A 20998-nucleotide genomic window follows, 5' to 3' on the forward strand; every position below is an offset into this window, starting at 1 on the left:
GCCCTGACCTTCCGAAAGACCATCGAATGACCTATGACGCATCCTCGCAGCGGGGCAAGCGCACTGAAACGCATGACACTTCTGGCCGGACCTTCTGGGGCCGTCTGGTGGAGTGGGGTCCGTATCATACACTGATGCGGCTGGCGACAGCCTCGCCCCGCCGTCAGTTCCTGATCCTAGCCGCTTTTCCGATCCTCTGGGTTCTGACCCAGCACCTTGGCCCGATGTTGCAGATGTTGCGGGTGTCGCTGACCGATGCCTATCCGGTTGCACCGGGGGTCGAGCAACATTTTACGCTGGACAATTACGCGCGCTTCTTTGGCGACAGCATCTTCTGGATGCCGTTTTTCCGCACGCTGGCCTTTGCCGGGGTGTTTACCTTCTGCACCCTGATCATCACTTATCCGGTGGCCTATTTTCTAGCCCGCCATGTCAGCCGCAAGAACCAGATGCTGTTCCTGCTGCTTCTGCTAATCCCGTTCTGGGTGGGTGAGATCGTGCGCACCTATGCGATCATGATCTTGTTGGGCAACACGGGTGCTGTGAACCTTGTGTTGAAATGGCTGGGTCTGATCGACCGGCCCATTCCCTTCATGTACACCAGCTTCTCCATGGGCGTAGGCATCGTCTATCTGACTGCTCTATACATGCTGCTGCCGTTGTATTCTGCGCTGGAAAAACTGCCGCAAAGTATGAACGAAGCGGCGGCCGATCTGGGGGCAGGTGCTTGGACGCGGTTCCGCCGGGTGTCGCTGCCTTTGACCATCGAAGGTATCTCATCGGGCTGCACGTTGGTGTTCCTGATCTCGACCGGGTTTTATGCGACGCCGGTTCTTCTGGGCGGGCCGTCGACCACAGTGTTTGCCGAAACCATCGCGGGTTTCTTCCACGTCGCGGGCGACGAATGGCCCACCGGCGCGGCATTTGCCACGATCATGTTCATGGCGGCGCTTATCATTACGGCGACCTTCCAGAAAGTGATGAACTCGCTACGTAAAGGAGAGCAGAAATGAACGATCGTCCAGAGCTGTTCCGCGGCAACCGTATTTTCCTGAGCTGTGTCTATTGGGCCTTTGTCCTTTACGTCTTCGTGCCGCTGTTCCTGATGATCATCATGGGCTTCAAGGATTCGAAATTCATTGGCTTTCCAATCCGGTCTTGGACATTGGATTGGTACACGGGTGTCTTTGCCGATGCCGAGGTTCTATCGACCTTTGGGTACTCCATCGCCATCGCGGTTCTGTCGACGCTGATCTCTGTGATGGTTGGCACTTGGATCGCGGTGCTGCTTGAGGGACGTAAATTCTTTGGTCGCACAGTGATTTTTGGAATGACCGTGCTGCCGGCGCTGGTGCCGGGTATTATCTCGGCCATCGCGTTCCGCATCTACGCCCGTTATCTGGGCATCGAGCCGGGCATGGGCGCGATTGTCTGGGCGCACGCGGTGCACAACGTGCCGTTCGTGGTGCTTGTGGTGATGGCGCGGCTGTCGACCCTGCCCAAAAGCCAGATCGAGGCCGCCCGCGATCTTGGCGCTGACCCGCTGGTTACGTTCATCCGGATCACCTTGCCTTATCTGGTGCCCGCCATTCTGGGCGCGTCGATCTTCTGCCTGCTGTTGTCGTTTGACGATTTTGTCCGCTCGTTCTTCCTGGGTGGATACGAGCCGACACTGCCGGTGCTGATCTTTGCAAAACTTCGTTCGGGCATGAGCCCGGAAATTAACGCCATCGCAACTGTTGCGCTGATCTTGACCGCCGCCATCGGCATCTGGGCCGAGCGTTTCACCCGCCGCATGAACAAGGAAAGCTGAGCCATGACCGACCAGACACCACTCGTCCGCATCGAAGGGCTGTCGAAACATTTCGGCCCGACTGTCGCGCTGGACAATCTGACGCTGGACATCGCGCAGGGAGAGTTCGTGACTTTCCTTGGCCCGTCCGGTTGCGGCAAGTCCACCACACTGCGCATCCTTGGCGGGTTTGAACGCCCGACCACGGGTCGTGTGATCCTTGACGGTGAGGACGTGACCAACCAACCCCCCGAAAAGCGCCATGTAAACATGGTGTTTCAGGATTACGCGCTGTTTCCACATATGACTGTGGCGCAGAACATTTCCTTCGGGCTGGAGTTGAAGGGCATGGGCAAGGCGGAAATCAAGCGCCGCTCGGACGAGATCATGTCGTTTCTTGAACTCGACGCCTTTGGCGACCGCTATCCGGTGCAATTGTCGGGCGGTCAGCGGCAGCGTGTGGCGCTGGCCCGTGCTCTTGCGCCTGATCCAGCGCTGTTGTTGCTGGACGAACCGCTGGGCGCACTGGACGCCAAACTGCGCGGTCAGGTTCAACAGGAACTGAAATCGATCCAGCGGCGCACTCACAAGACCTTCTTCTTCGTGACCCATGATCAGGAAGAGGCGCTGACAATGTCCGACCGGATCGTGGTGATGAACCAGGGCCGGGTGGAACAGGATGGCACACCGGAAGAGCTGTATTTCCGCCCTGCCAGCCGGTTCGTGGCCGAGTTCATCGGCGAGACCAACCTGTTGTCGGGTCAGATGCGCGGCATCGAAGGCGACAAGGTTGTGATGGATTGGCACGGGGCAACCTTGATGGGCAAAGCGCCCGACAGGCTGCCCGGTGAGGGGCAGCCGATCACCGCCTCTGTGCGGTTGGAGAAACTGGGCTTTCATGCCGAACGCCCGCAGACCGGCAATGCGGTGCAGGGGCGCGTGGTGGGCAAGACCTTCCTTGGCTCGCGTATGGCGATGGAGATTGCGGTGGGCGACGGGGGCGATGCGCTGCTCAAGGCCTATGTGGATGCCGAAACCGGACAGTCCGTTGGAAGCGACCCGGTCTGGATCGGTTGGGAAGCGGACAACATGGCGGTGTTGAACGACTGACGGCGTGATGTCCTCCAACTGCCTTTGGAGTATGCTTTAGTGCAAGGCAAAGTCTGTTCGACCATAAGGTCGCGTTGGCCGATGCAATCTGCATACCAACGCGACCGCTTGCGACGTGAAGGGATCAGTCGATTTCGACGGGTCTTCCCGACGCAAGAGATTTGGTTGCTGCATCCGCCAATATCTGGGCGCGCAACCCGTCCGTGATGTTCGGGCTTACAGGGTTCCCGCCAACGACAGCGTCAACGAAGTGGGCCATTTCATTACGATAGGCCGCTTCGTAGCGTTCAAGGAAGAAGTATTGCGCCGGTGCTTTGCGAAACCCAGATGCGTTCGCGGCTTCGACCGTCGTTTCCAACATGTTTTCAGCGCGCAGCATTCCAGCGGATCCATGCACCTCTAACCGTTGATCATAACCATAGGTCGCCCGGCGTGAGTTGGAGATCTGGCAAATCTTCCCAGAAGCTGTGGCCAAGGTGACAGCAGCGGTATCAACATCTCCTGCTGCGCCGATGGCGGGGTCGACAAGGGCGGCGCCGACGGCATAGACGCTGATCGGTTCCTCTCCCAGAATAAAACGTGCCATATCAAGGTCATGGATCATCATGTCCCGAAACAACCCGCCCGAGCTTTCGATATAGCTGACAGGGGGCGGGGAGGGGTCGCGCGACATGATTGTCACGATCTCGACGTCCCCAATCTCTCCCTGTTCAATACGGTACCGTATGTTGGCGAAGTTGGGGTCGAAGCGACGGTTGAACGCGGTCATGAACGGAACGCCTGCTGCATCGACTGCTTTGATGCAATCGCGGATGCGGTTGGCGGACATGTCCACGGGTTTTTCACAGAAGATCGCCTTGCCCGCGCGGGCAGCGGCATGGATCAGATCATAATGAGTGTCCGTCGGCGTTCCGATTACCACGGCTTCAACATCTACGCTGTTGATCAGCGCATCACTGTCCATGACCTTTGCGCCGGTTTTCGTTGCCAGAGCTTGGGCTGGCTCTGCAAATGCGTCCGAGACAGCAGCAACCCGGGCAGCTTCAATCTGGCCGATAGAGCGGGCGTGAACCTGCCCGATGCGGCCACAGCCCAGAAGTCCGATGTTCAACATGTCATTCTCCTTTGAACGCGCGCAGCACCTGGCGCGTGGCATCCATGACGGGATCGTGAGTTTCTTTTAAGATCGACACCCGATCAAAGCGGGATGTGTCGCGGTTTACCGCCTCGCGCAATGCGTGCCCGAAGGCCATGCGCAGTTCGGTTCCGATGTTGAACTTGCAGATATTTGATCCCGTCGCCAGTAACCGCCTTTGTTCGACCGGCACGCCAGAGCCGCCATGAATGACAAGTGGCACTCTGGTTACGGCCTCAATGGCGCGGATGCGGGGTATGTCCAGCCCGCCTACTTTGTCCTGCTGAAGGTGGACGTTGCCGACCGAGATTGCCATCGCATCCACGCCGGTTTCAGTGGCGAAGCGGGCCGCGTCGTCAGGGTCTGTGCCCGCTGATCCTTCGCCACCGGAATAGCCAACGAATCCAATTTCGCCTTCGCACGAGACACCCGCGGCATGGGCAAGGTCGGCGATGGTTCTGGTCTCGGCGATATTGTCCGCGATAGGTTTGCGCGACCCATCGAACATCACGGATGTGAACCCGCAGTCGATCGCTTCGCGACAGTCATCCATCGTGTATCCGTGATCAAGATGTGCGACCACCGGCACACTGGCACCTTCTGCCAGATGGCGGAACATTTTACCCAGCACCGGCAGCGGAGTGTGTTCCCGGCAAGATGGACCAGCTTGAAGGATCACCGGAACGCCTTCGGCTTCGGCGGCAGCGACATAGGCGCGCATTTCTTCCCAGCCCAGCGTGACCAACCCGGCCACGGCGTAGCCTTGCTTCAGCGCAGGCTGAAGCACATCCGCAAGTGTTGCCAGTGTCATTTGAATTTCGCGATCATGTCTTTGATGCCGGGAATGGTTTCGATCTGGCCGGCATGAGTCGGCTGGAAATACTGCACCAGAGACCGCTGGCTGAGACCGCCCAGAATGGTGAAATAATACATTTCATAGCCGGGCAACACCGCGCAGGGGTGATAGCCCTTGTCCAGAACAATCGTGGACCCGTCTACGATGTGATAGGCATCCCCCGGCTTGTTGTCTTCGCGCTGCAACATCTGCACCCCCGAGCCATAATTCGGGCGGAAGCGGAAGTTATAGGTTTCGTCATGCCGTGTCTCATCGGGCAGGCGATCGGTGTCATGCTTGTGTGAGGGGAAGCCGGACCAGCCGCCTTGACCGACGGTGTAAAGTTCGCTGACCAGCAGGCGACCCACTTTGTCGTGGTGTTTCTGCCCAAGGATATGCTTGATCTTGCGGTGCGTTTTCGTATCGTCCGACCCGTATTGCACAAGGTCAAGCTCATCCGCGCGAACGTCAAACGGGTCCAGCACCTTGTCGTATTTCGCCCCGGCGATGAAGGTTTCGGTGTCATTCGTAAGACAGGTGATCGTCACTTTTGCGCCAACCGGGACATAGACGCCTTCGGGTTCGCCATCCCAGACGTCGATGGTGCGATTGCCCAGAGACGTGAAGCTAACTCCTTCCACGTCGACATCCACGGTCCCGGTGGCCGGGACGACACAGGTTTCATAGCCGGGCACCTGATATTCGAACGCCTCACCTTTCTTCAGCTTGACGATGTTGAAATAGTTAAGCGGCACCAGATCGTGCTCGGCGTCGACGATGGGTTGGTTCTTGTTGTCGTAGGGGGCGATGTGCATCGGGTTTATCCTTGTAAAGGGCGGCGCGGTCAGGCAGCGCTGGCGCCGGGATGTTGGGCGAGGAAAGCATCGAGTTCGGGGGTGGTGGGCATGGCAGGCGCACAGCCGGGTTGGCTGACCACAATGGACGCACAGGCTGATCCGCGCAGAACGGCATCCTGCAAGCTATGCCCATCTGCAATCGAGGCCAGAAGCCCGGCCATGAAACTGTCACCTGCTCCGTTGGGTTTGATGGCGGTGACGGGATAAATGCCGGTGCGGATCTCTTCCCCCTGCCAGAGGGTGATTGCGCCTTCATGGCCCATTTTATAGATGATCAACTTGCCTTGGGCGGCAAGTTCGCGTGCCATTTCAAGACCTTTCTCGATCCCACCAGCCATGAAGCCAAACTCTTCATCATTGCCGACAATCATATCGCTGGCCGCACCGGCGCGCGACAGGATATCAGCGGCAACTGCCGCGGATGGCCAGCTGTAAGGTCGATAGTCAATGTCGAAGATCACCGGCAACCCGGCAGCGCGGGCATGGTCCATGGCGCGAAGGGTCGAACCGCGCGATGGTTCGGCGGCAAATACGGTGCCTGCAGTGATCAGCGCACCGAAGGCCTGATAGTCGACCTGATCGACATTTGCATCAGGCACCTGAAAATCTGCTGCTCCATTGCGATAGATCACGTTCTGAAAGTCCTCCAGAACGCTTTCATAGACAGCAAGCGATGTGCGTGCTTCACCTCCGACGGACTGAACAAAGCTGGTATCGACACCATAGTGCTGCAGGCGGTTGATACAGAACCGCCCCACGGCGTCATCAGAAACTGAGGTGACCAAAGCGGCCTTTGCCCCCAGTTTCACCAGCCCGGCGCAGATATTTGCGGACGAGCCGCCAAGGTCAGCGTGAAACGTATCAGCATGTTCTGATTTGGTGCCAATGGGGTCCGCGTAAAGGTCCATCCCTGCGCGGCCAAAGACCACGAAATTGTTCTGTCTGATACCGTCAAGGAGCATGAGTCTATACCCCCTTCCGCTGTTTCGGGCGGGAGCTTTCCCAATCTTTATGCGCCTCGCGCACCCGGTCGCTGTTGGTGATGTGTGGGGTGCCCACCTCCCACCAGGCGTGACCTTCGGTGGTCCAGCCTTCATAAGGGTCCACATCCATTACGATCACATAGGATCTGTCGGATGCCTTGGCGCGCTTGAACGCTTCGCCCAGCTCGGCCGGGTTTGACACTTTTTCGGCCTCTGCCCCCATCGACGCCGCGTGCGCCACGAAATCCACACCGAAGGGGTCGGGCACGGTCGGGCAATCGGCGATCAAGTTGTTAAAGCTCTCGTTTCCGGTGTTGTTTTGCAGCTTGTTGATGACGGCGAAACCACCATTGTCCAGCAGCATCACAATCAGCTTCTTGCGGCTTAACACGCTGGAATAAATGTCTGAGTTCAACATCATATAAGAGCCGTCGCCGCAGAAGGTGATAACATCCTGATCCGGCTCGCGTTCCATCTGCGCAATGCGCGCGCCCCAGGCGCCTGCGATCTCGTACCCCATGCAGGAGAAGCCGAACTCTACATCTACGGTGCCGATATCCAGCGTGCGCCAGTTGGCTGTGACTTCTGCTGGCAGACCGCCTGCGGCAGCAACGATACGGTCGCGGGGATCGCACAACTCGTTCACAACACCGATGACTTGGGCATAGGAGTTCGGGCGATTTCCATGGGATACGTTGTCAGCGACATAGGCATCCCACGTCTTGCGCTCGTCCTGAGCGGTTCGAACCCAATCAACGGGCGATTGATAGTCCAGCCTCGCCCCAAGGGCGGTCAAAGCCAGTTTGGCGTCGCCAACAACCGGCAGCGACATATGCTTGCCGGCATCGTGACGGGCCGCATTGATCGAGATGAAACACGCGTCCTTGGAAAATGCAGTCCACGAACCGGTGGTGAAATCCTGAAGCCGTGTGCCCACGGCGACGACTACATCTGCCTTTTCAGCAATCGCATTGGCGCTGTTAGATCCGGTGACACCAATCGGACCGATATTCAGTGGGTGGGTGGCCAGCATGTTGGCCCGGCCCGCAATGGTTTCAACCACAGGGATCTGGTGGGCTTCAGCAAAAGCAGTTAGTTCATCGACCGCACCGGAATACTGCACGCCACCCCCCGCAATGATCATCGGGCGCTTGGCTGTTTTCAGAAGTGCAACCGCATCGGCAACCTCATCCATATCGGGGGACTGGCGGCGAATGCGATGCACTTTCTTTTCGAAGAACACGTCCGGATAATCATAGGTCCAGCCCTGCACGTCTTGCGGCAGGCCAAGGAAAGCGGGGCCGCAATCGGCAGGGTCCAGCATGGTGGCGATGGCATTGGGCAGCGATTGGATGATCTGTGCCGGATGACTGATGCGATCCCAATAGCGCACGACGGGTTTGAACGCGTCATTCACACCAAAGGTCGGGTCGCCGTAATTCTCCATCTGCTGTAACACCGGGTCCGGCAGGCGGGTGATGAACGTGTCGCCACACAGAAGCAACATGGGCAGGCGGTTTGCGTGGGCCAACCCGGCAGCCGTCAAAAGGTTCGCTGTGCCCGGCCCGGCCGAAGCCGTGCAGAACATGAACCGCTGGCGCAGCCACGCTTTGGCATAGCCCGCCGCAGCGAACCCCATGCTTTGTTCATTCTGGCCGCGATAGAGCGGCAACTCGTCCTGCACATTGTAAAGCGCCTCACCAAGGCAGGTCACGTTGCCGTGGCCAAAAATGCCAAACCCTCCACCACACAGGCGCATTTCCTGCCCGTCGATCTGGATGAACTGATTTGACAGCCAACGGATGATGGCTTGGGCCGTGGTCAGGCGAACAGTGTCTTGTTGTTTCGTCATGTTGGCGTGAACCCTTCGAGAATTTTCGGCGTGTCACCGAATGCAGCTTGCGAGAATTTGATTCTTACGATACTAAATTTGCAACCGGTTGCAAACCGTATTTCAAGATGGACCTCGAAAGCATGACAGAGATCGGTATCGGAATCCTTGGCGGTGGCTATATGGGCAAAGCTCATGCGGTCGCCATGTCGTCCGTTGGGGCGGTGTTCAATACAGCCTTGCGCCCGCGGCTTGAGATGGTGTGTGCGACAACACCCGAAAGTGCTGAACGGTATCGCAAGGCCTATGGGTTTCGCCGGGGCACCGATGATTGGCGCGTATTGGTCAATGATGACGCCATCGGGGCAATTGTGATTGCGTCACCACAAGAAACCCACCGCGAGGTGGCCGAGGCAGCGTTCGCCTTGGGAAAGCCTGTCTTTTGTGAAAAACCCCTTGGTGCGTCGATCGCGGACAGCGCGGCGATGACCGAAGCAGCAGAACGGACAGGGGCCATAAATATGGTCGGGTTCAACTACATCCGCACGCCAGCCAGCCAATTTGCACGCCAGCTGATCGCAGAGGGTGCCATTGGCGACATCACGTGGTTTCGCGGCGAACATACCGAGGATTTTTTGGCCAATCCTCAAACGCCCGCAAATTGGCGCACGTCCGGCATGGCCAATGGAACGATGGGTGATTTGGCACCCCATATGATCAATGCGGCGCTTGCGCTGATGGGGCCGATCACCCGCGTTATGGCCGAAGTCGAGACCGTCCATAAAATTCGCCCCGGAGGCGAGGTGACGAATGATGACCATGGACAGATGATGTGTCGCTTTGGCAATGGGGCGATGGGCCAGATGTATTTCAGCCGCATCGCGACGGGGCGCAAGATGGGCTATGCTTATGAAATCACAGGCACAAAAGGCGCGATCCGATTTGATCAGGAAGATCAGAACGCGCTTTGGCTGTATCGCAGCGAAGGGCCGGATGCCACGCGCGGTTTCACCAAGATCCTGACCGGGCCGGACCATCCCGACTATGAACCCTTCTGTCAGGGACCGGGGCATGGCACCGGGTATCAGGATCAGATCATCATAGAGGCGCGCGATTTTCTGACCGCCATCGAGACCCAAGAAAACCGTTGGCCGACCTTTCGGGACGGGCACGAAGTTAACCGCGTGATCGCGGCGGCTTTGACCTCGGACCAGTCAGGCGGCTGGCAGGACATCGACAACTTCTGAGCTTTGAAAGGCGACCCAAGTGACAATCAGAATTGGCAATGCTCCCTGTTCGTGGGGTGTGGAATTTGCGGATGATCCGCGCAATCCAACATGGCAATCCGTGCTGAAAGACTGCGCGGCGGCAGGATATAAGGGGATTGAGCTTGGCCCGGTCGGGTTCATGCCGGAAGACCCGGCGGTCTTGGCGGACGCGTTGGAAGAGAACGATCTGGAACTGATCGGTGGCGTTGTATTTCGCGCCTATCACGACCCGGACGCATGGGACGATGTGCTGGATGCCACACACCGCACCGCGCGCGCACTCAAGGCGCATGGAGCGCAGCATCTTGTGCTGATCGACTCGATCTCGCCCCGTCGTGCCCCCACAGCAGGGAGGGTGACCGAAGCCGAGCAGATGGATAAGGCGGAATGGACGGCCTATCGTGACCGGATCGTGGAAAGCGCGCGGATCGGGGCCGAGGAATACGGGCTGACCGTTGGCATTCATGCCCACGCGGCGGGGTTCATGGATTTCGAGCCGGAACTGGAGCGTTTGCTGGATGAAGTGGATGAGAGGATCCTGAAGATCTGCTTTGATACTGGACACCATTCCTATGCCGGTTTTGACCCGGTGACGTTCATGAAACGGCATATGGATCGGATTTCGTATATGCACTTCAAAGATATTGATCCGAAAGTCAAAGCCGACGTGATCGAAAAGCGCACCGGGTTCTATGACGCCTGCGGGCAGGGTATTTTCTGCAATCTGGGTGACGGTGATGTCGATTTCCCAGCGGTTCGCCAAGTGCTGGTCGATGCTGGATTCAAAGGCTGGTGCACGGTCGAACAGGATTGCGATCCGACGCTTGACCCAGACCCTGTTGGGGACGCGCGTCTGAACCGTGAATATCTGGAAAGCATTGGCTTTAACTGAGGAGATACGAGCCATGGCAAAACTGAAATGGGGCATGATCGGTGGCGGCGAAGGCAGTCAGATCGGCCCGGCGCACCGCTTGGGTGCTTTGGCCGATGGGCAGTTTGAATTTGCAGCCGGTGCGCTGGACCATCGTCCGGACGTAGGGCGTGAATATGCTCAGCGTCTTGGGATTGCTGAAGATCGCGCTTATGGGGATTGGACCGAGATGTTGGCCGGAGAAAAAGACCGCGCCGATAGGGTGGATCTGGTGACGGTTGCGACACCCAACTCGACCCATTTTGAAATCACCAAGGCCTTTCTGGAAGCGGGTTTCAATGTGCTTTGCGAAAAGCCCATGACCATGACCGTGGAAGAGGGCGAAGAGATCGTGCGCGTGGCGGAGAAAACCGGCAAAATCTGCGCGGTCAACTACTGCTATTCGGCCTATCCGATTGTCCGTCAAGCGCGTGCCATGGTGCGCGCGGGCGAGATCGGCAAGGTGCGACTTGTCGTCACGAATTTCAGCCACGGGCATCATGGTGATGCGACAGACGCAGACAATCCGCGCGTGCGCTGGCGCTATGACCCCGCGATGGCAGGGGTGTCAGGACAGTTTGCAGATTGCGGTATACACGCGCTGCATATGGCGGGTTTCATTGCGGATGACGAGGTTAAGACCCTGTCCGCCGATTTCGCCTCGACCATCGCCAGCCGCGAGCTGGAAGATGACGCCATGGTGAATTTCCGCATGGAAGGCGGGGCCGTGGGGCGTCTTTGGACCTCGTCCGTTGCGATTGGTCGTCAGCATGGGTTCGACATTCAGGTGTTCGGTGAAACGGGTGGGCTTCGCTGGGCGTCAGAGCAGCCGAACCAGTTGATCTATACCCCTGTTGGCGGGCGCACGCAGGTCATCGAAAAAGGCGAAGGCGGTTTGCATGAAGACGCCCAGCGTCTGAGCCGGGTCGCCATCGCACATCCCGAGGGCTTTCCGCTGGCCGTCGCCAACGTCTATTGCGATCTGGCGGATGCGATCCGGGGCGAGAAACGCGATGGACTGCCCAATGCTGCAGACGGTGTGCGGTCGATGGCGGCGGTGCATATGGCGGTATCATCAGCCAAGGCTGGTGGCACATGGGTTGACGCGCGTCCGCCCATGTTTCGCTGATCTTTTGGGTTAGCTGCTGATCGGGCGCAAGGTTCCACGTTCGACAATCGAACATGGGAAAATGCGCGCTTCGGGATAGCGGTCTGGTTCGTCCAGCATCGCGACCATAAGCTCGATTGACGATGTGACGATTTGGCGGATGGGTTGGTGGATGGTGGTGAGGTTGATGTTCTCCCACCCCGCCATTTCCATATCATTCAAACCCATCAGACCGATATCCTGTGGCACCGACAGGCCGCTGTCTTGAATGGCAGACAGAACACCGATGGACAGCACGTCGTCGCCGCAAAAATAGGCTTCGGACGGGCTGCCTTCCAGCAATCGCAGCATTTCGCGTCGCCCTGCATCGAACGAATAGGCTTCGGCGTAAGAACAGGTGGCCGTGACGTTGGGGTGTTCGGCCATTTCGGCCATGAAGCCTTTGTGCCGATCTTGCGTTGATGTGGCGCTTTGGGGGCCACCCAGAAACGCGACGTTCTTGTAGCCACGCGCTACCAGCGTCCGGGCGGCCATGCGGCCACATTCGACGTTGTCGATCCCGACCACATGGACCTGCGGCGTCGAAGAGTAACGTCCAAATGAATTCACCACCGGGACGCCCGCATCGCGGAACGCTTTTGAAAATCCAGGCGGCAAAGTGGACGAGGCGACGACAACGCCATCGACAGAATACTGCCGAAGCATCCGCACCGAGTTTTCCGGGTCGGTTTCATTGGTCAGATTGACCAGAAGCGGTCGCAATCCACGGTCTTGAAGGCCGCGGGTGAACAGGTCGAACACTTCCAGAAAGATCGGGTTGTGAAAGTTGTTCGAAACAAGACCGATCAACTTGGTACGCCCTGTGGTCAAGGACGAGGCCAGCGCATTCGGGCTGTATCCAAGCTCGTCCGCGGCTTTTTCAACCTTTCGTCGTGTTTTGTCCGAAACCGAAGCTCCAGGCGTAAAGGTGCGGGAAACAGCGGAGCGTGAAACCCCGGCGCGTTCTGCAACCTCTTTCAATGTTACTGCCATGTCAGTCTGACCCGGAACTGCCTGTTTATCCACTTTTATAGCAGTTCTTTCATAAGGGCATCAAGAAAAGAACATGGGTGTATTGCAACCGGTTGCAAAATTGCAGAGGATATGCTTAACTCCGACTCGGAGGTCGGGACCACCCGGTCTTAGAACAGATGCCAAAATGAGTGGATCTTGGGAGGATCAAATGAAATCACTGATGAAAAATGTCGTATTGGCCACGGCCGTCGCCGCAGCGCCGCTGATGGTTGGGACCGGCGCGATGGCCGAAGGCGAAAAGTACATTCTTGTCAGCCATGCCCCGGACAGCGACAGCTGGTGGAACACGATCAAGAACGGTATCGCACTGGCGGGCGAGCAGGTTGGTGCCGAAGTTGAATATCGCAATCCGCCGACCGGTGACGTAGCCGATATGGCGCGCATCATCGATCAGGCTGCGGCGTCAAGCCCGGACGGAATCATCACCACATTGGCCGACTTTGACGTTTTGAAAGGACCGATCAGCGCCGCCGTTGATCAAGGCATCGACGTCATCATCATGAACACAGGTACGCCCGAACAGGCACGCGAAGTTGGTGCACTGATGTATGTGGGTCAGCCTGAATATGACGCAGGTTTCGCCGCTGGGCAGCGCGCCAAAGGCGAAGGTGTGACCAAGTTCCTTTGTGTGAACCACGCCATTCAACAGCCCACTGTGGGCGAACGTTGCCGCGGTTACGCGGACGGCCTCGGCATTGAATTGGGCGATGCGATGATGGATTCGGGGACGGACCCGTCGGAAATCAAGAACAAGGTGCTGGCCTATCTGTCGGCAAACCCTGATGTTGACGGTATCCTGACCCTTGGTCCAGTGTCAGCAGACCCCACCATCGCTGCGTTGCAGGAAAGCGGAATGGCCGGGGATATCCACTTCGGCACATTCGATCTGGGTGAAGAGATTGTCAAAGGAATCAAGGACGGCGTGATCAACTGGGGCATCGACCAACAACCGTTCCTGCAGGCCTATATGCCAGTCATCATCCTGGCCAACTGGGATCGCTATGGCGTTCTGCCGGGCAACAACATCAACTCTGGCCCTGGCTTCGTGACCAAGGATGGCTTGGCTAAGGTTGAAGAGTTTGCGGGTGAATACCGCTAACCTCTGCTTATTAGAAAATGAGCAATCAGTGCGGGCGGCCTTAAGCGCCGCCCGTTTCTCAACCATCTTCCGAATTTGACTTAAGGAGGAGCCAGCTATGGCTGAGACCACCCAATCTGACGAACGCGTAAAAGAGATATCCGCGTTTCGGCAGGCGCTTATTCGCCCCGAACTAGGCGGTATCGTAGGCACCGTCGCTGTGTTTACTCTGTTTCTTCTGTTTGCCTTTGACAGCGGTATGTTTGCCTCACAAGGGGTTCTGAACTGGTCCGTCGTATCCGCCCAGTTCATGATCATTGCCGTTGGTGCGTGTCTGTTGATGATCGCAGGAGAGTTTGATCTGTCGGTCGGTTCGATGATCGGTTTCGCCGGTATGATGATCGCTGTGTTCGGCGTTGTCCTGGGCTGGCCCATGTGGATCGCAATTATTATCACGTTTGTGATTTGCAGTGCGCTTGGTGCGCTGAATGGCTGGATCGTCGTCAAGACCGGCTTGCCCAGTTTCATTGTGACTCTGGCCTTTTTGTTCATTCTGCGTGGTTTCACCATCTACATTCCCCAAACGATCGAGCGTAAAACGATCATTGGCGGCATTCGTGACGCCGCAGAAGGGGATTGGCTGGCCCCGATCTTTGGCGGAAAAATCGGCGAATCTGTGTTCCAGTGGCTGGGGGATATAGGTGTCATCACGGTGTTCGAGCGCGGTTCGCGTGAAGGACAACCGGTTGTTGACGGCATCCCCATGTTGATTGTCTGGGCAATTGTGTTGATCGTGCTTGGCCATATCCTTCTGACGCGCACACAATTCGGCAACTGGATCTTCGCATCTGGCGGCGACCCGGAAGCGGCGCGTAACTCGGGTGTTCCGGTGAACAAAGTCAAGATCCTGATGTTCACTCTCACGGCGTTCTGCGCAACGGTTCTTGCCGTTTGTCAGGTTATGGAATTCGGATCTGCCGGTGCGGATCGGGGTGTGTTGAAAGAGTTTGAAGCGATCATTGCCGTGGTCATTGGCGGCGCCTTGCTGACCGGTGGCTATGGCTCGGTTCTGGGCGCAGCCCTTGGTGCTCTGATTTTCGGTGTCGTTCAACAAGGTCTGTTTTTCGCAGGTGTCGAAAGCTCGTTGTTCCGGGTTTTCCTTGGGGTGATCCTTCTGTTTGCGGTCATTCTGAACACCTATATCCGTCGCATCATCACAGGGGAGCGTTGATATGAATCCGGAAAAAGCCCCAATCATTCAAATGAAGAATATCGAGAAACATTTTGGCAGCGTAATCGCGCTGGCAGGTGTATCACTGGAAGTCTTCCCCGGGGAATGCCACTGCCTGTTGGGCGACAACGGCGCGGGCAAGTCGACCTTCATCAAGACGATGTCCGGTGTACACCAGCCCACCCGTGGCGAAATCTTCTTTGAAGGTAAACCGATGCAGTTTCACGATCCGCGCGATGCGATTTCGGCGGGTATCGCGACTGTGCACCAGCACCTTGCCATGATCCCCCTGATGTCGGTCAGCCGCAACTTCTTCATGGGCAATGAGCCCGTGAAAAAGGTCGGTCCGATGAAATTCTTCGACCATGAGTATGCCAACAAAGTCACGATGGACGAAATGAGCAAGATGGGCATCAACCTGCGTGGCCCCGATCAGGCGGTCGGCACCCTGTCAGGGGGTGAGCGTCAGACCGTGGCCATCGCGCGCGCCGTGCATTTCGGTGCCAAGGTGTTGATCCTTGACGAACCGACTTCGGCGCTTGGCGTTCGACAGACGGCCAATGTTCTTGCGACAATTGACAAAGTTCGCAAGCAGGGGATCGCAGTTGTATTCATCACGCACAACGTGCGGCACGCGATGGCTGTGGGGGATCGGTTCACGGTGTTGAACCGCGGTCAGACTCTGGGCACCGCCCAACGTGGCCAGATCACACCTGACGAGTTGCAGGATATGATGGCGGGCGGGCAGGAGCTTGTCGCCTTGGAGGGCAGCTTGGGCGGCACGGTCTAGGGTCGTATCATGTGAAAGGCAGCACCGCCGTCAGATCGATGGCGGTGCTTTTTTTGTTGCGGCGGTTATGGACGAACCGTCTGGATAAAAGCGCCGCGCCTGACTAGTATCCAGGCATGACATATGCCCAACCAAGCCACTGCGATGGTGCAGACACCGTCCCCCTGATGCCAGCATGGGTGACAGCCGGTCGGCCGGAAACGTCTGAAGATGTTGCATTTTTATCGGGTGCCGCGTTGGCGCATCTACATTTTGCGGTATCTCAGGATGACGTACCACAGGCATTGTTGCGCGCGCGGTTGGCGCTGTCTGCCGCTGAAGCCTGCGTCGTCTTGTCGGGTCGTCCTGAACGGGCATCAGATCTGCGGGATGCGCTGCATCTGATACGGCCCGGCGATCATCCGGGACCGGCCGGCGCGATCTATCACCAATGGTGGACAGCTGTGACGCGGCCGATCTCGGTTCCTGTGTTGAAACGCGCAGTGCCGGATGGGTTGGAAACACATGTGCCAGTTTGGCTGGCGGCAGTGCAGGGGGGGCCGGTGCGTCAAGCTGCGGCGGTGTTAGAAGCGGTGTTGGCCGACCACCCGACCGAAGAGGCATCGGCGCTGATCATGGCTGATGCGGCACTGGCGCGTGGCGTAGGGTGGTCCCATCTGATGCCAATATTGGCAATGGGATTGAAGCGGCGAGAGTTACGGCTTGCCGGTGCTGATCTGACAACGGCCTGCCATTCGGCTGTTACACGATCTTCGACGGACGCACTTCGTATTGCTGCTGATCTGACGCGCCGTGCCGCGTATCTTCGAGCTGTGACCCCGAAGCTGCGCGCCAAGGGGGCGAGTGCGGCGGTCGACATTTTCCTGACACGGGATGCGGCAGCCCCTGCGGCGCTGACATCCTTGATGTCAGACCGGGCGGCACGGCGATTATGTGATCGGCTGGTCGATCTTGGCGCTGTGCGCGAGCTGACGGGGCGTGACACGTTTCGGCTTTACGGGGTGTGACCATGAATGTGGCCGAGAACCGAACCGAGCCAGAGCTGGATCGCGAACTGCCTGATCTGCCACCTGAGCTGCGGTGGCGGGAATGGATGCGCCGGATCGAGGCGGTGTTGTTTGCAAGCCGCACCCCCCTTGCGCGCGAAGATCTGGCGCGTGTTGTGGGACGCGAAGTATCGGTTGATCTGCTGATCGACGACCTTGCAGACGATCTGGCCGGGCGATCGTTCGAAGTTACCAAGCGTGCGGATGGTTGGATGTTGCGCACCCGCCCCGCCTATGCGCCCGTGATCCGCGCCGCGGCGGATGTGGATGATCAGCTTTTGGATTTGAACCCGTTTGATATCGCGGTTCTGGCGGCCATCGCCTATCACCAACCGATCACGCGTGACGGTCTTGCAGAGATTTTCGGCAAGGACATCAGCCGCGATTTGATCGGGCGGTTGCACGCCCGCACCCTGATTGCCACCGGTCCCCGCGCCCCCCGTCGCGGGGCACCCTACACCTTCGTCACCACCGACCAGTTCCTTGTCGCCTTCGATCTGACAAGCCTGCGCGACTTGCCGGATCGTGAGCAGATCGAGGATGCCGGAATAAGCCAGCCCTCACCGGGTTTGCTTGGGGAGTAAGGTTGACGGATTTGCCCGTGCCGTATCTGTCAGGTGGCAATGTGGATCCCGACGAAACGGCCTTACAGACCGGATCACCCCATCAGGAATGTTCTTGCACTTGACCCCAACCGCCTTATGAGAGTGGGCAGAATGGCCGCAAGGGAAATCTTCAATGCAAATGCTGGGTACTTTCATCAAACCGATGCACCCTGAAGGCATCAAGTTTGTCGCGGTGTTTGCCGGTGTTACAGCCCTGCTGTTCCTGATATCGCCGTTTCTGGGTTGGATCGGTGTCGGGTTGACTGTCTGGTGCTACTATTTCTTTCGTGACCCAAAACGGGTGACGCCTGATCGGCCAGGGGTGATTGTCAGTCCCGCAGACGGGGTGGTGTCATTGATCGAAGCCGCCGTTCCACCCGAGGAACTTGGCATGGCTGCCACGCCCTTGACCCGTGTCAGTGTGTTCATGAGCGTGTTCAACTGTCATGTAAACCGCACACCCATCGCCGGTGAGATCACCGCTGTGGCCTATCGCCCCGGAAAGTTTTTCAATGCATCGCTGGATAAGGCCAGCGCGGATAATGAACGCAACAGCCTGTGTATTCGGATGGAGGACGGGCAGGATTTAGCTGTGGTCCAGATTGCCGGGCTGGTGGCCCGCCGCATCGTTTGTTTTGTAAAACCCGGTGCGCTGATGCAGACGGGCGAACGGTTCGGATTGATCCGGTTCGGGTCGCGTTTGGATGTTTATCTGCCCGAAGGAGTCACGCCGCTGGTCAGTATTGGTCAAACAATGGTTGCCGGTGAAACCGTGATTGCCGAGATGCACAGCAGCAGCGACGAGGTCAGCGTGTCGTGACCGGACCTTCTGACAAGCCTGCATCTGAGTTTGCCCTGATTCAGTTGATCCCCAACATGCTCACTATCGCGGGCCTGTGTGCCGGTTTGTCCGCGATCCGCTATGGTGTGCAGGGGGATTTCAGATTTGCGGTCCAGTTGATCCTTGTGGCCTGTGTTCTGGACGGTCTGGATGGGCGCATTGCCCGACTGATGAACAGCGGCAGCAAGATGGGGGCCGAATTGGACTCACTTGCTGACTTCGTGAATTTCGGCGTCGCGCCGCCCTTGGTCATCTACTACTGGGCTTTGCAGGACACGCGCAATCTGGCGTGGATATCTGTGCTGGTCTATGCCGTCTGTTGCGTGCTGCGCCTTGCACGGTTCAATGTCAGCAGCAACGCCAGCAGCGAAAATGGCCAAAGCACGCCAAGCGCGTTCTTCTCGGGCGTCCCGTCCCCAGCAGGTGCTATCTTGGTGCTTCTGCCGATGGCAACATCGTTTGCGTTTGACAGTATCCCGATGCCGCCCGACTTGGCGATTTGCGCCTATATGGTTGCGATCGGGATGTTGATGATCAGCCGCACGCCGATCTGGTCATTCAAGACAACGCGCATATCGCGAGAGAACGTTAAATTCTTTCTGGTCGGATTTGCGGTCGTCGGCGTTGCGGCGCTTAGTTTCGCCTGGGTCACTTTTTTGATGCTGGGCCTTAGCTATATTGTCATGATCATCTGGTGTGGTGTCGCACATCGTTCGACGATTTCCGAAAGGAAAGGCTAAGATGGATATCGAAGCGGTTCAGTCCTCGTATGCCCGCTGGGCCCCGATCTATGACAAGACCTTCGGTGCTGTGACACATTCTGGCAGGCGGCGGGCGGTCAGCTATATCAACAGTCGGGACGGATCGGTTTTGGAGGTTGGTGTCGGCACTGGCCTGTCTTTGGAACATTACAATCCCGAATTGAAGGTGACTGGCATTGATTTCAGTGCGCAGATGCTGTCCAAGGCGCAGGCAAAAGTGCGCGAGCATGATCTGAGGCATGTTGTGGCGCTGCGGAAGATGGATGCCCGCGCGCTGGACTTTCCCGATCATAGTTTCGACACGATCGCTGCTATGCATGTGCTGTCCGTTGTACCGGAACCCGAACAGGTCATGTCCGAGATCGCACGCGTGTTGAAACCGGGCGGCAAGGTGGTCATCACCAATCATTTCGTGCGCACGCAGGGTATATTGGCGCTGTTGGAGCGCTTGTCTGCACCTTTTGCAAACACGATCGGTTGGCATTCCGATTTTCATATTGAAACGGTGTTACAAGAACGTGCGCTGGAGGTCGAAGAGCATAAGGCGTTGCCGCCGCTTGGATTGATGACTTTTCTTGTACTGACCAAAGCCGGTGCGGCGTAGCGCCGTCCATCGACGCTATCACGCGATGGGCTTTTCGTGCCATGCCCAGTGTGTTAGCCACTTAGCCAATTGAATTGGAGGCCTGCCCGTTGTTGGATCTTACCCATGTGCGTACTGTTCTGTCCGAGCACTACGACCTCACCCCTTCGGCCGATCTTGTCGACGAGATGCAGGAGATCTATGCCCGCATGGACCGGGTGGTAACCCCGCCGGACTTCGCGATCTACGCACCTTATATCAAGGCCGTCAACGCTTTGAAGAAAAAGCGCAATGCGGTAATCCTTGGCCACAACTATATGACGCCCGAGATCTTTCATGGCGTGTCCGACTTTGTGGGCGACAGTCTGCAACTGGCGATGAAGGCCAGCGATGTCGAAGCGGACGTGATTGTGCAGGCAGGTGTGCATTTCATGGCCGAGACCTCGAAAATCCTAAGCCCTGAGAAAACCGTGCTGATGCCGGATATTGAGGCCGGGTGTTCGCTGGCTGAAAGCATTACCGCCGATGGTATCGACGAAATGCGCGCCAAATATCCCGGCGCGCCGGTTGTGTCCTATGTGAACACGACAGCCGAGGTGAAGGCGGCGTCCGACATCTGCTGCACCTCGTCCAACGCGGTTCAGATCGTGAACGCGATGGACAGCGATACTGTTATCATGACGCCGGATCAATATCTGGCGCAGAACGTCGCCAATGAAAGCCACAAGAATGTGGTTTACTGGCCTGGATCGTGCATTGTGCACGAACAATACACCGCGCAGGATTTGCGCGATTTCCGTGAATGGAACCCGGGAACAAAGCTGATCGCACATCCCGAATGCACACCCGAGGTGGTGGCCGAGGCAGATTTTTCCGGCTCAACCAGTGGTATCCTGAAATACGTGACCGACCAGAAACCCGAGAAGGCGATGCTGATCACCGAATGCTCGATGGCGTCGAACATCGCGGACGAACTGCCCGAAGTCGAGTTCGTCGGTCCCTGCAACATGTGCCCCTACATGAAGAAGATCACGCTGGAGAAGATCTTGTATGTCCTTCACACGATGGAAGGCCAGGTTGAAGTTGATCCAGAGGTGGCGGAAAAAGCCCGTCATTCGGTTCAGGCGATGATCGATTTGTCTCGCAAGCTGGGCCTTTGA

Annotated in this window: 21 protein-coding genes; 15 read left to right on the forward strand and 6 right to left on the reverse strand. The window is 57.5% G+C overall.

What is annotated here, in order from left to right:
* Positions 1 to 26: 26 nt before the first annotated feature.
* Genes MWU51_RS16230 through MWU51_RS16240 form a run of 3 tightly spaced genes read left to right on the forward strand, consistent with a single transcriptional unit; the run spans position 27 to position 2902 of the window.
* A complete protein-coding gene (locus MWU51_RS16230) occupies positions 27 to 1013 on the forward strand; it encodes an ABC transporter permease (RefSeq protein WP_247039363.1) in 987 nt (328 codons plus the stop codon).
* Between the two features lie 14 nt (positions 1014 to 1027).
* Positions 1028 to 1813: an ABC transporter permease gene (locus MWU51_RS16235; protein ID WP_247039699.1), complete on the forward strand. Its 786-nt coding sequence runs from the start codon at positions 1028 to 1030 to the stop codon at positions 1811 to 1813.
* A gap of 3 nt (positions 1814 to 1816) precedes the next feature.
* The gene (locus MWU51_RS16240) at positions 1817 to 2902 is read left to right on the forward strand and encodes an ABC transporter ATP-binding protein (protein WP_247039365.1); all 1086 of its coding nucleotides are present in this window, start codon (positions 1817 to 1819) and stop codon (positions 2900 to 2902) included.
* Positions 2903 to 3026: 124 nt separating this feature from the next.
* Here MWU51_RS16240 and iolG read toward each other — a convergent pair whose 3' ends face one another.
* The 5 genes from iolG to iolD are packed head-to-tail and all read right to left on the reverse strand — an operon-like array spanning position 3027 to position 8564.
* Positions 3027 to 4016, reverse strand: a complete 990-nt coding sequence (iolG, locus tag MWU51_RS16245) for an inositol 2-dehydrogenase (protein WP_247039373.1) — start codon at positions 4014 to 4016, stop codon at positions 3027 to 3029.
* Position 4017: 1 nt separating this feature from the next.
* Positions 4018 to 4848: a class II fructose-bisphosphate aldolase gene (locus MWU51_RS16250; RefSeq protein ID WP_247039375.1), complete on the reverse strand. Its 831-nt coding sequence runs from the start codon at positions 4846 to 4848 to the stop codon at positions 4018 to 4020.
* Complete coding sequence (locus MWU51_RS16255) at positions 4845 to 5687, reverse strand: 5-deoxy-glucuronate isomerase (RefSeq protein ID WP_247039376.1); 843 nt, start codon at positions 5685 to 5687, stop codon at positions 4845 to 4847. The genes MWU51_RS16250 and MWU51_RS16255 overlap by 4 nt, the downstream gene beginning before the upstream one ends.
* Positions 5688 to 5716: 29 nt before the next feature.
* Positions 5717 to 6691, reverse strand: a complete 975-nt coding sequence (iolC, locus tag MWU51_RS16260) for a 5-dehydro-2-deoxygluconokinase (RefSeq protein ID WP_247039378.1) — start codon at positions 6689 to 6691, stop codon at positions 5717 to 5719.
* 4 nt (positions 6692 to 6695) lie between these two features.
* The gene (iolD, locus tag MWU51_RS16265) at positions 6696 to 8564 is read right to left on the reverse strand and encodes a 3D-(3,5/4)-trihydroxycyclohexane-1,2-dione acylhydrolase (decyclizing) (RefSeq protein ID WP_247039393.1); all 1869 of its coding nucleotides are present in this window, start codon (positions 8562 to 8564) and stop codon (positions 6696 to 6698) included.
* Between the two features lie 122 nt (positions 8565 to 8686).
* On the opposite strand from iolD, the gene MWU51_RS16270 reads away from it, so the two are divergent.
* From MWU51_RS16270 to MWU51_RS16280, 3 genes are read left to right on the forward strand one after another with little or no spacing between them, the layout of a single operon-like run.
* The gene (locus tag MWU51_RS16270; protein WP_247039395.1) at positions 8687 to 9790 is read left to right on the forward strand and encodes a Gfo/Idh/MocA family oxidoreductase; all 1104 of its coding nucleotides are present in this window, start codon (positions 8687 to 8689) and stop codon (positions 9788 to 9790) included.
* Positions 9791 to 9809: 19 nt separating this feature from the next.
* Positions 9810 to 10703, forward strand: a complete 894-nt coding sequence (locus MWU51_RS16275) for a TIM barrel protein (RefSeq protein WP_247039397.1) — start codon at positions 9810 to 9812, stop codon at positions 10701 to 10703.
* Between the two features lie 13 nt (positions 10704 to 10716).
* A complete protein-coding gene (locus MWU51_RS16280; RefSeq protein WP_247039405.1) occupies positions 10717 to 11850 on the forward strand; it encodes a Gfo/Idh/MocA family oxidoreductase in 1134 nt (377 codons plus the stop codon).
* A gap of 9 nt (positions 11851 to 11859) precedes the next feature.
* On the opposite strand, the gene MWU51_RS16285 is transcribed toward MWU51_RS16280, so the two are convergent.
* Entirely contained in the window at positions 11860 to 12861 is a 1002-nt protein-coding gene (locus tag MWU51_RS16285; protein ID WP_247039407.1) for a LacI family DNA-binding transcriptional regulator, read from the reverse strand.
* 190 nt (positions 12862 to 13051) lie between these two features.
* On the opposite strand from MWU51_RS16285, the gene MWU51_RS16290 reads away from it, so the two are divergent.
* The 9 genes from MWU51_RS16290 (at position 13052) to nadA (ending at position 20998) form a co-directional block, all read left to right on the forward strand.
* Positions 13052 to 14002, forward strand: coding sequence for a sugar ABC transporter substrate-binding protein (locus MWU51_RS16290; protein WP_247039408.1), 951 nt, complete (start codon positions 13052 to 13054; stop codon positions 14000 to 14002).
* 97 nt (positions 14003 to 14099) lie between these two features.
* Complete coding sequence (locus MWU51_RS16295) at positions 14100 to 15212, forward strand: ABC transporter permease (RefSeq protein WP_247039410.1); 1113 nt, start codon at positions 14100 to 14102, stop codon at positions 15210 to 15212.
* Between the two features lies 1 nt (position 15213).
* Complete coding sequence (locus MWU51_RS16300; RefSeq protein ID WP_247039413.1) at positions 15214 to 16002, forward strand: ATP-binding cassette domain-containing protein; 789 nt, start codon at positions 15214 to 15216, stop codon at positions 16000 to 16002.
* A gap of 116 nt (positions 16003 to 16118) precedes the next feature.
* The gene (locus tag MWU51_RS16305; protein ID WP_247039415.1) at positions 16119 to 17009 is read left to right on the forward strand and encodes a DUF1403 family protein; all 891 of its coding nucleotides are present in this window, start codon (positions 16119 to 16121) and stop codon (positions 17007 to 17009) included.
* Positions 17010 to 17011: 2 nt separating this feature from the next.
* A complete protein-coding gene (locus MWU51_RS16310) occupies positions 17012 to 17632 on the forward strand; it encodes an SMC-Scp complex subunit ScpB (RefSeq protein WP_247039423.1) in 621 nt (206 codons plus the stop codon).
* A 154-nt stretch (positions 17633 to 17786) separates the two neighbouring features.
* On the forward strand, positions 17787 to 18473 hold the full coding sequence (locus tag MWU51_RS16315) for a phosphatidylserine decarboxylase (protein WP_247039425.1): 687 nt from the start codon (positions 17787 to 17789) through the stop codon (positions 18471 to 18473).
* The gene (gene pssA, locus MWU51_RS16320) at positions 18470 to 19234 is read left to right on the forward strand and encodes a CDP-diacylglycerol--serine O-phosphatidyltransferase (protein ID WP_247039427.1); all 765 of its coding nucleotides are present in this window, start codon (positions 18470 to 18472) and stop codon (positions 19232 to 19234) included. Before MWU51_RS16315 ends, pssA begins: the two co-directional genes overlap by 4 nt.
* A 1-nt stretch (position 19235) precedes the next feature.
* Positions 19236 to 19859 carry a class I SAM-dependent methyltransferase gene (locus MWU51_RS16325; protein WP_247039432.1) on the forward strand — a complete coding sequence of 208 codons (624 nt, stop codon included), beginning with the start codon at positions 19236 to 19238 and terminating at the stop codon, positions 19857 to 19859.
* Between the two features lie 89 nt (positions 19860 to 19948).
* Positions 19949 to 20998 (forward strand): quinolinate synthase NadA, encoded by a 1050-nt coding sequence (gene nadA / locus MWU51_RS16330; RefSeq protein WP_247039434.1) that lies wholly within the window; start codon positions 19949 to 19951, stop codon positions 20996 to 20998.

It is taken from the genome of Aliiroseovarius sp. F47248L, from assembly GCF_023016085.1.
Taxonomy (GTDB): domain Bacteria; phylum Pseudomonadota; class Alphaproteobacteria; order Rhodobacterales; family Rhodobacteraceae; genus Aliiroseovarius.

Coding starts and splice junctions, on each gene's coding strand:
- iolC (WP_247039378.1), bottom strand. CDS start 6,691: ATGCTCCTTGACGGTATCAGACAGAACAATTTCGTGGTCTTTGGCCGC.
- MWU51_RS16315 (WP_247039425.1), top strand. CDS start 17,787: ATGCAAATGCTGGGTACTTTCATCAAACCGATGCACCCTGAAGGCATC.
- MWU51_RS16255 (WP_247039376.1), bottom strand. CDS start 5,687: ATGCACATCGCCCCCTACGACAACAAGAACCAACCCATCGTCGACGCC.
- iolG (WP_247039373.1), bottom strand. CDS start 4,016: ATGTTGAACATCGGACTTCTGGGCTGTGGCCGCATCGGGCAGGTTCAC.
- MWU51_RS16285 (WP_247039407.1), bottom strand. CDS start 12,861: ATGGCAGTAACATTGAAAGAGGTTGCAGAACGCGCCGGGGTTTCACGC.
- MWU51_RS16295 (WP_247039410.1), top strand. CDS start 14,100: ATGGCTGAGACCACCCAATCTGACGAACGCGTAAAAGAGATATCCGCG.
- MWU51_RS16325 (WP_247039432.1), top strand. CDS start 19,236: ATGGATATCGAAGCGGTTCAGTCCTCGTATGCCCGCTGGGCCCCGATC.
- MWU51_RS16305 (WP_247039415.1), top strand. CDS start 16,119: ATGACATATGCCCAACCAAGCCACTGCGATGGTGCAGACACCGTCCCC.
- MWU51_RS16230 (WP_247039363.1), top strand. CDS start 27: ATGACCTATGACGCATCCTCGCAGCGGGGCAAGCGCACTGAAACGCAT.
- MWU51_RS16240 (WP_247039365.1), top strand. CDS start 1,817: ATGACCGACCAGACACCACTCGTCCGCATCGAAGGGCTGTCGAAACAT.
- MWU51_RS16310 (WP_247039423.1), top strand. CDS start 17,012: ATGAATGTGGCCGAGAACCGAACCGAGCCAGAGCTGGATCGCGAACTG.
- MWU51_RS16300 (WP_247039413.1), top strand. CDS start 15,214: ATGAATCCGGAAAAAGCCCCAATCATTCAAATGAAGAATATCGAGAAA.
- MWU51_RS16250 (WP_247039375.1), bottom strand. CDS start 4,848: ATGACACTGGCAACACTTGCGGATGTGCTTCAGCCTGCGCTGAAGCAA.
- MWU51_RS16270 (WP_247039395.1), top strand. CDS start 8,687: ATGACAGAGATCGGTATCGGAATCCTTGGCGGTGGCTATATGGGCAAA.
- MWU51_RS16280 (WP_247039405.1), top strand. CDS start 10,717: ATGGCAAAACTGAAATGGGGCATGATCGGTGGCGGCGAAGGCAGTCAG.
- MWU51_RS16290 (WP_247039408.1), top strand. CDS start 13,052: ATGAAATCACTGATGAAAAATGTCGTATTGGCCACGGCCGTCGCCGCA.
- iolD (WP_247039393.1), bottom strand. CDS start 8,564: ATGACGAAACAACAAGACACTGTTCGCCTGACCACGGCCCAAGCCATC.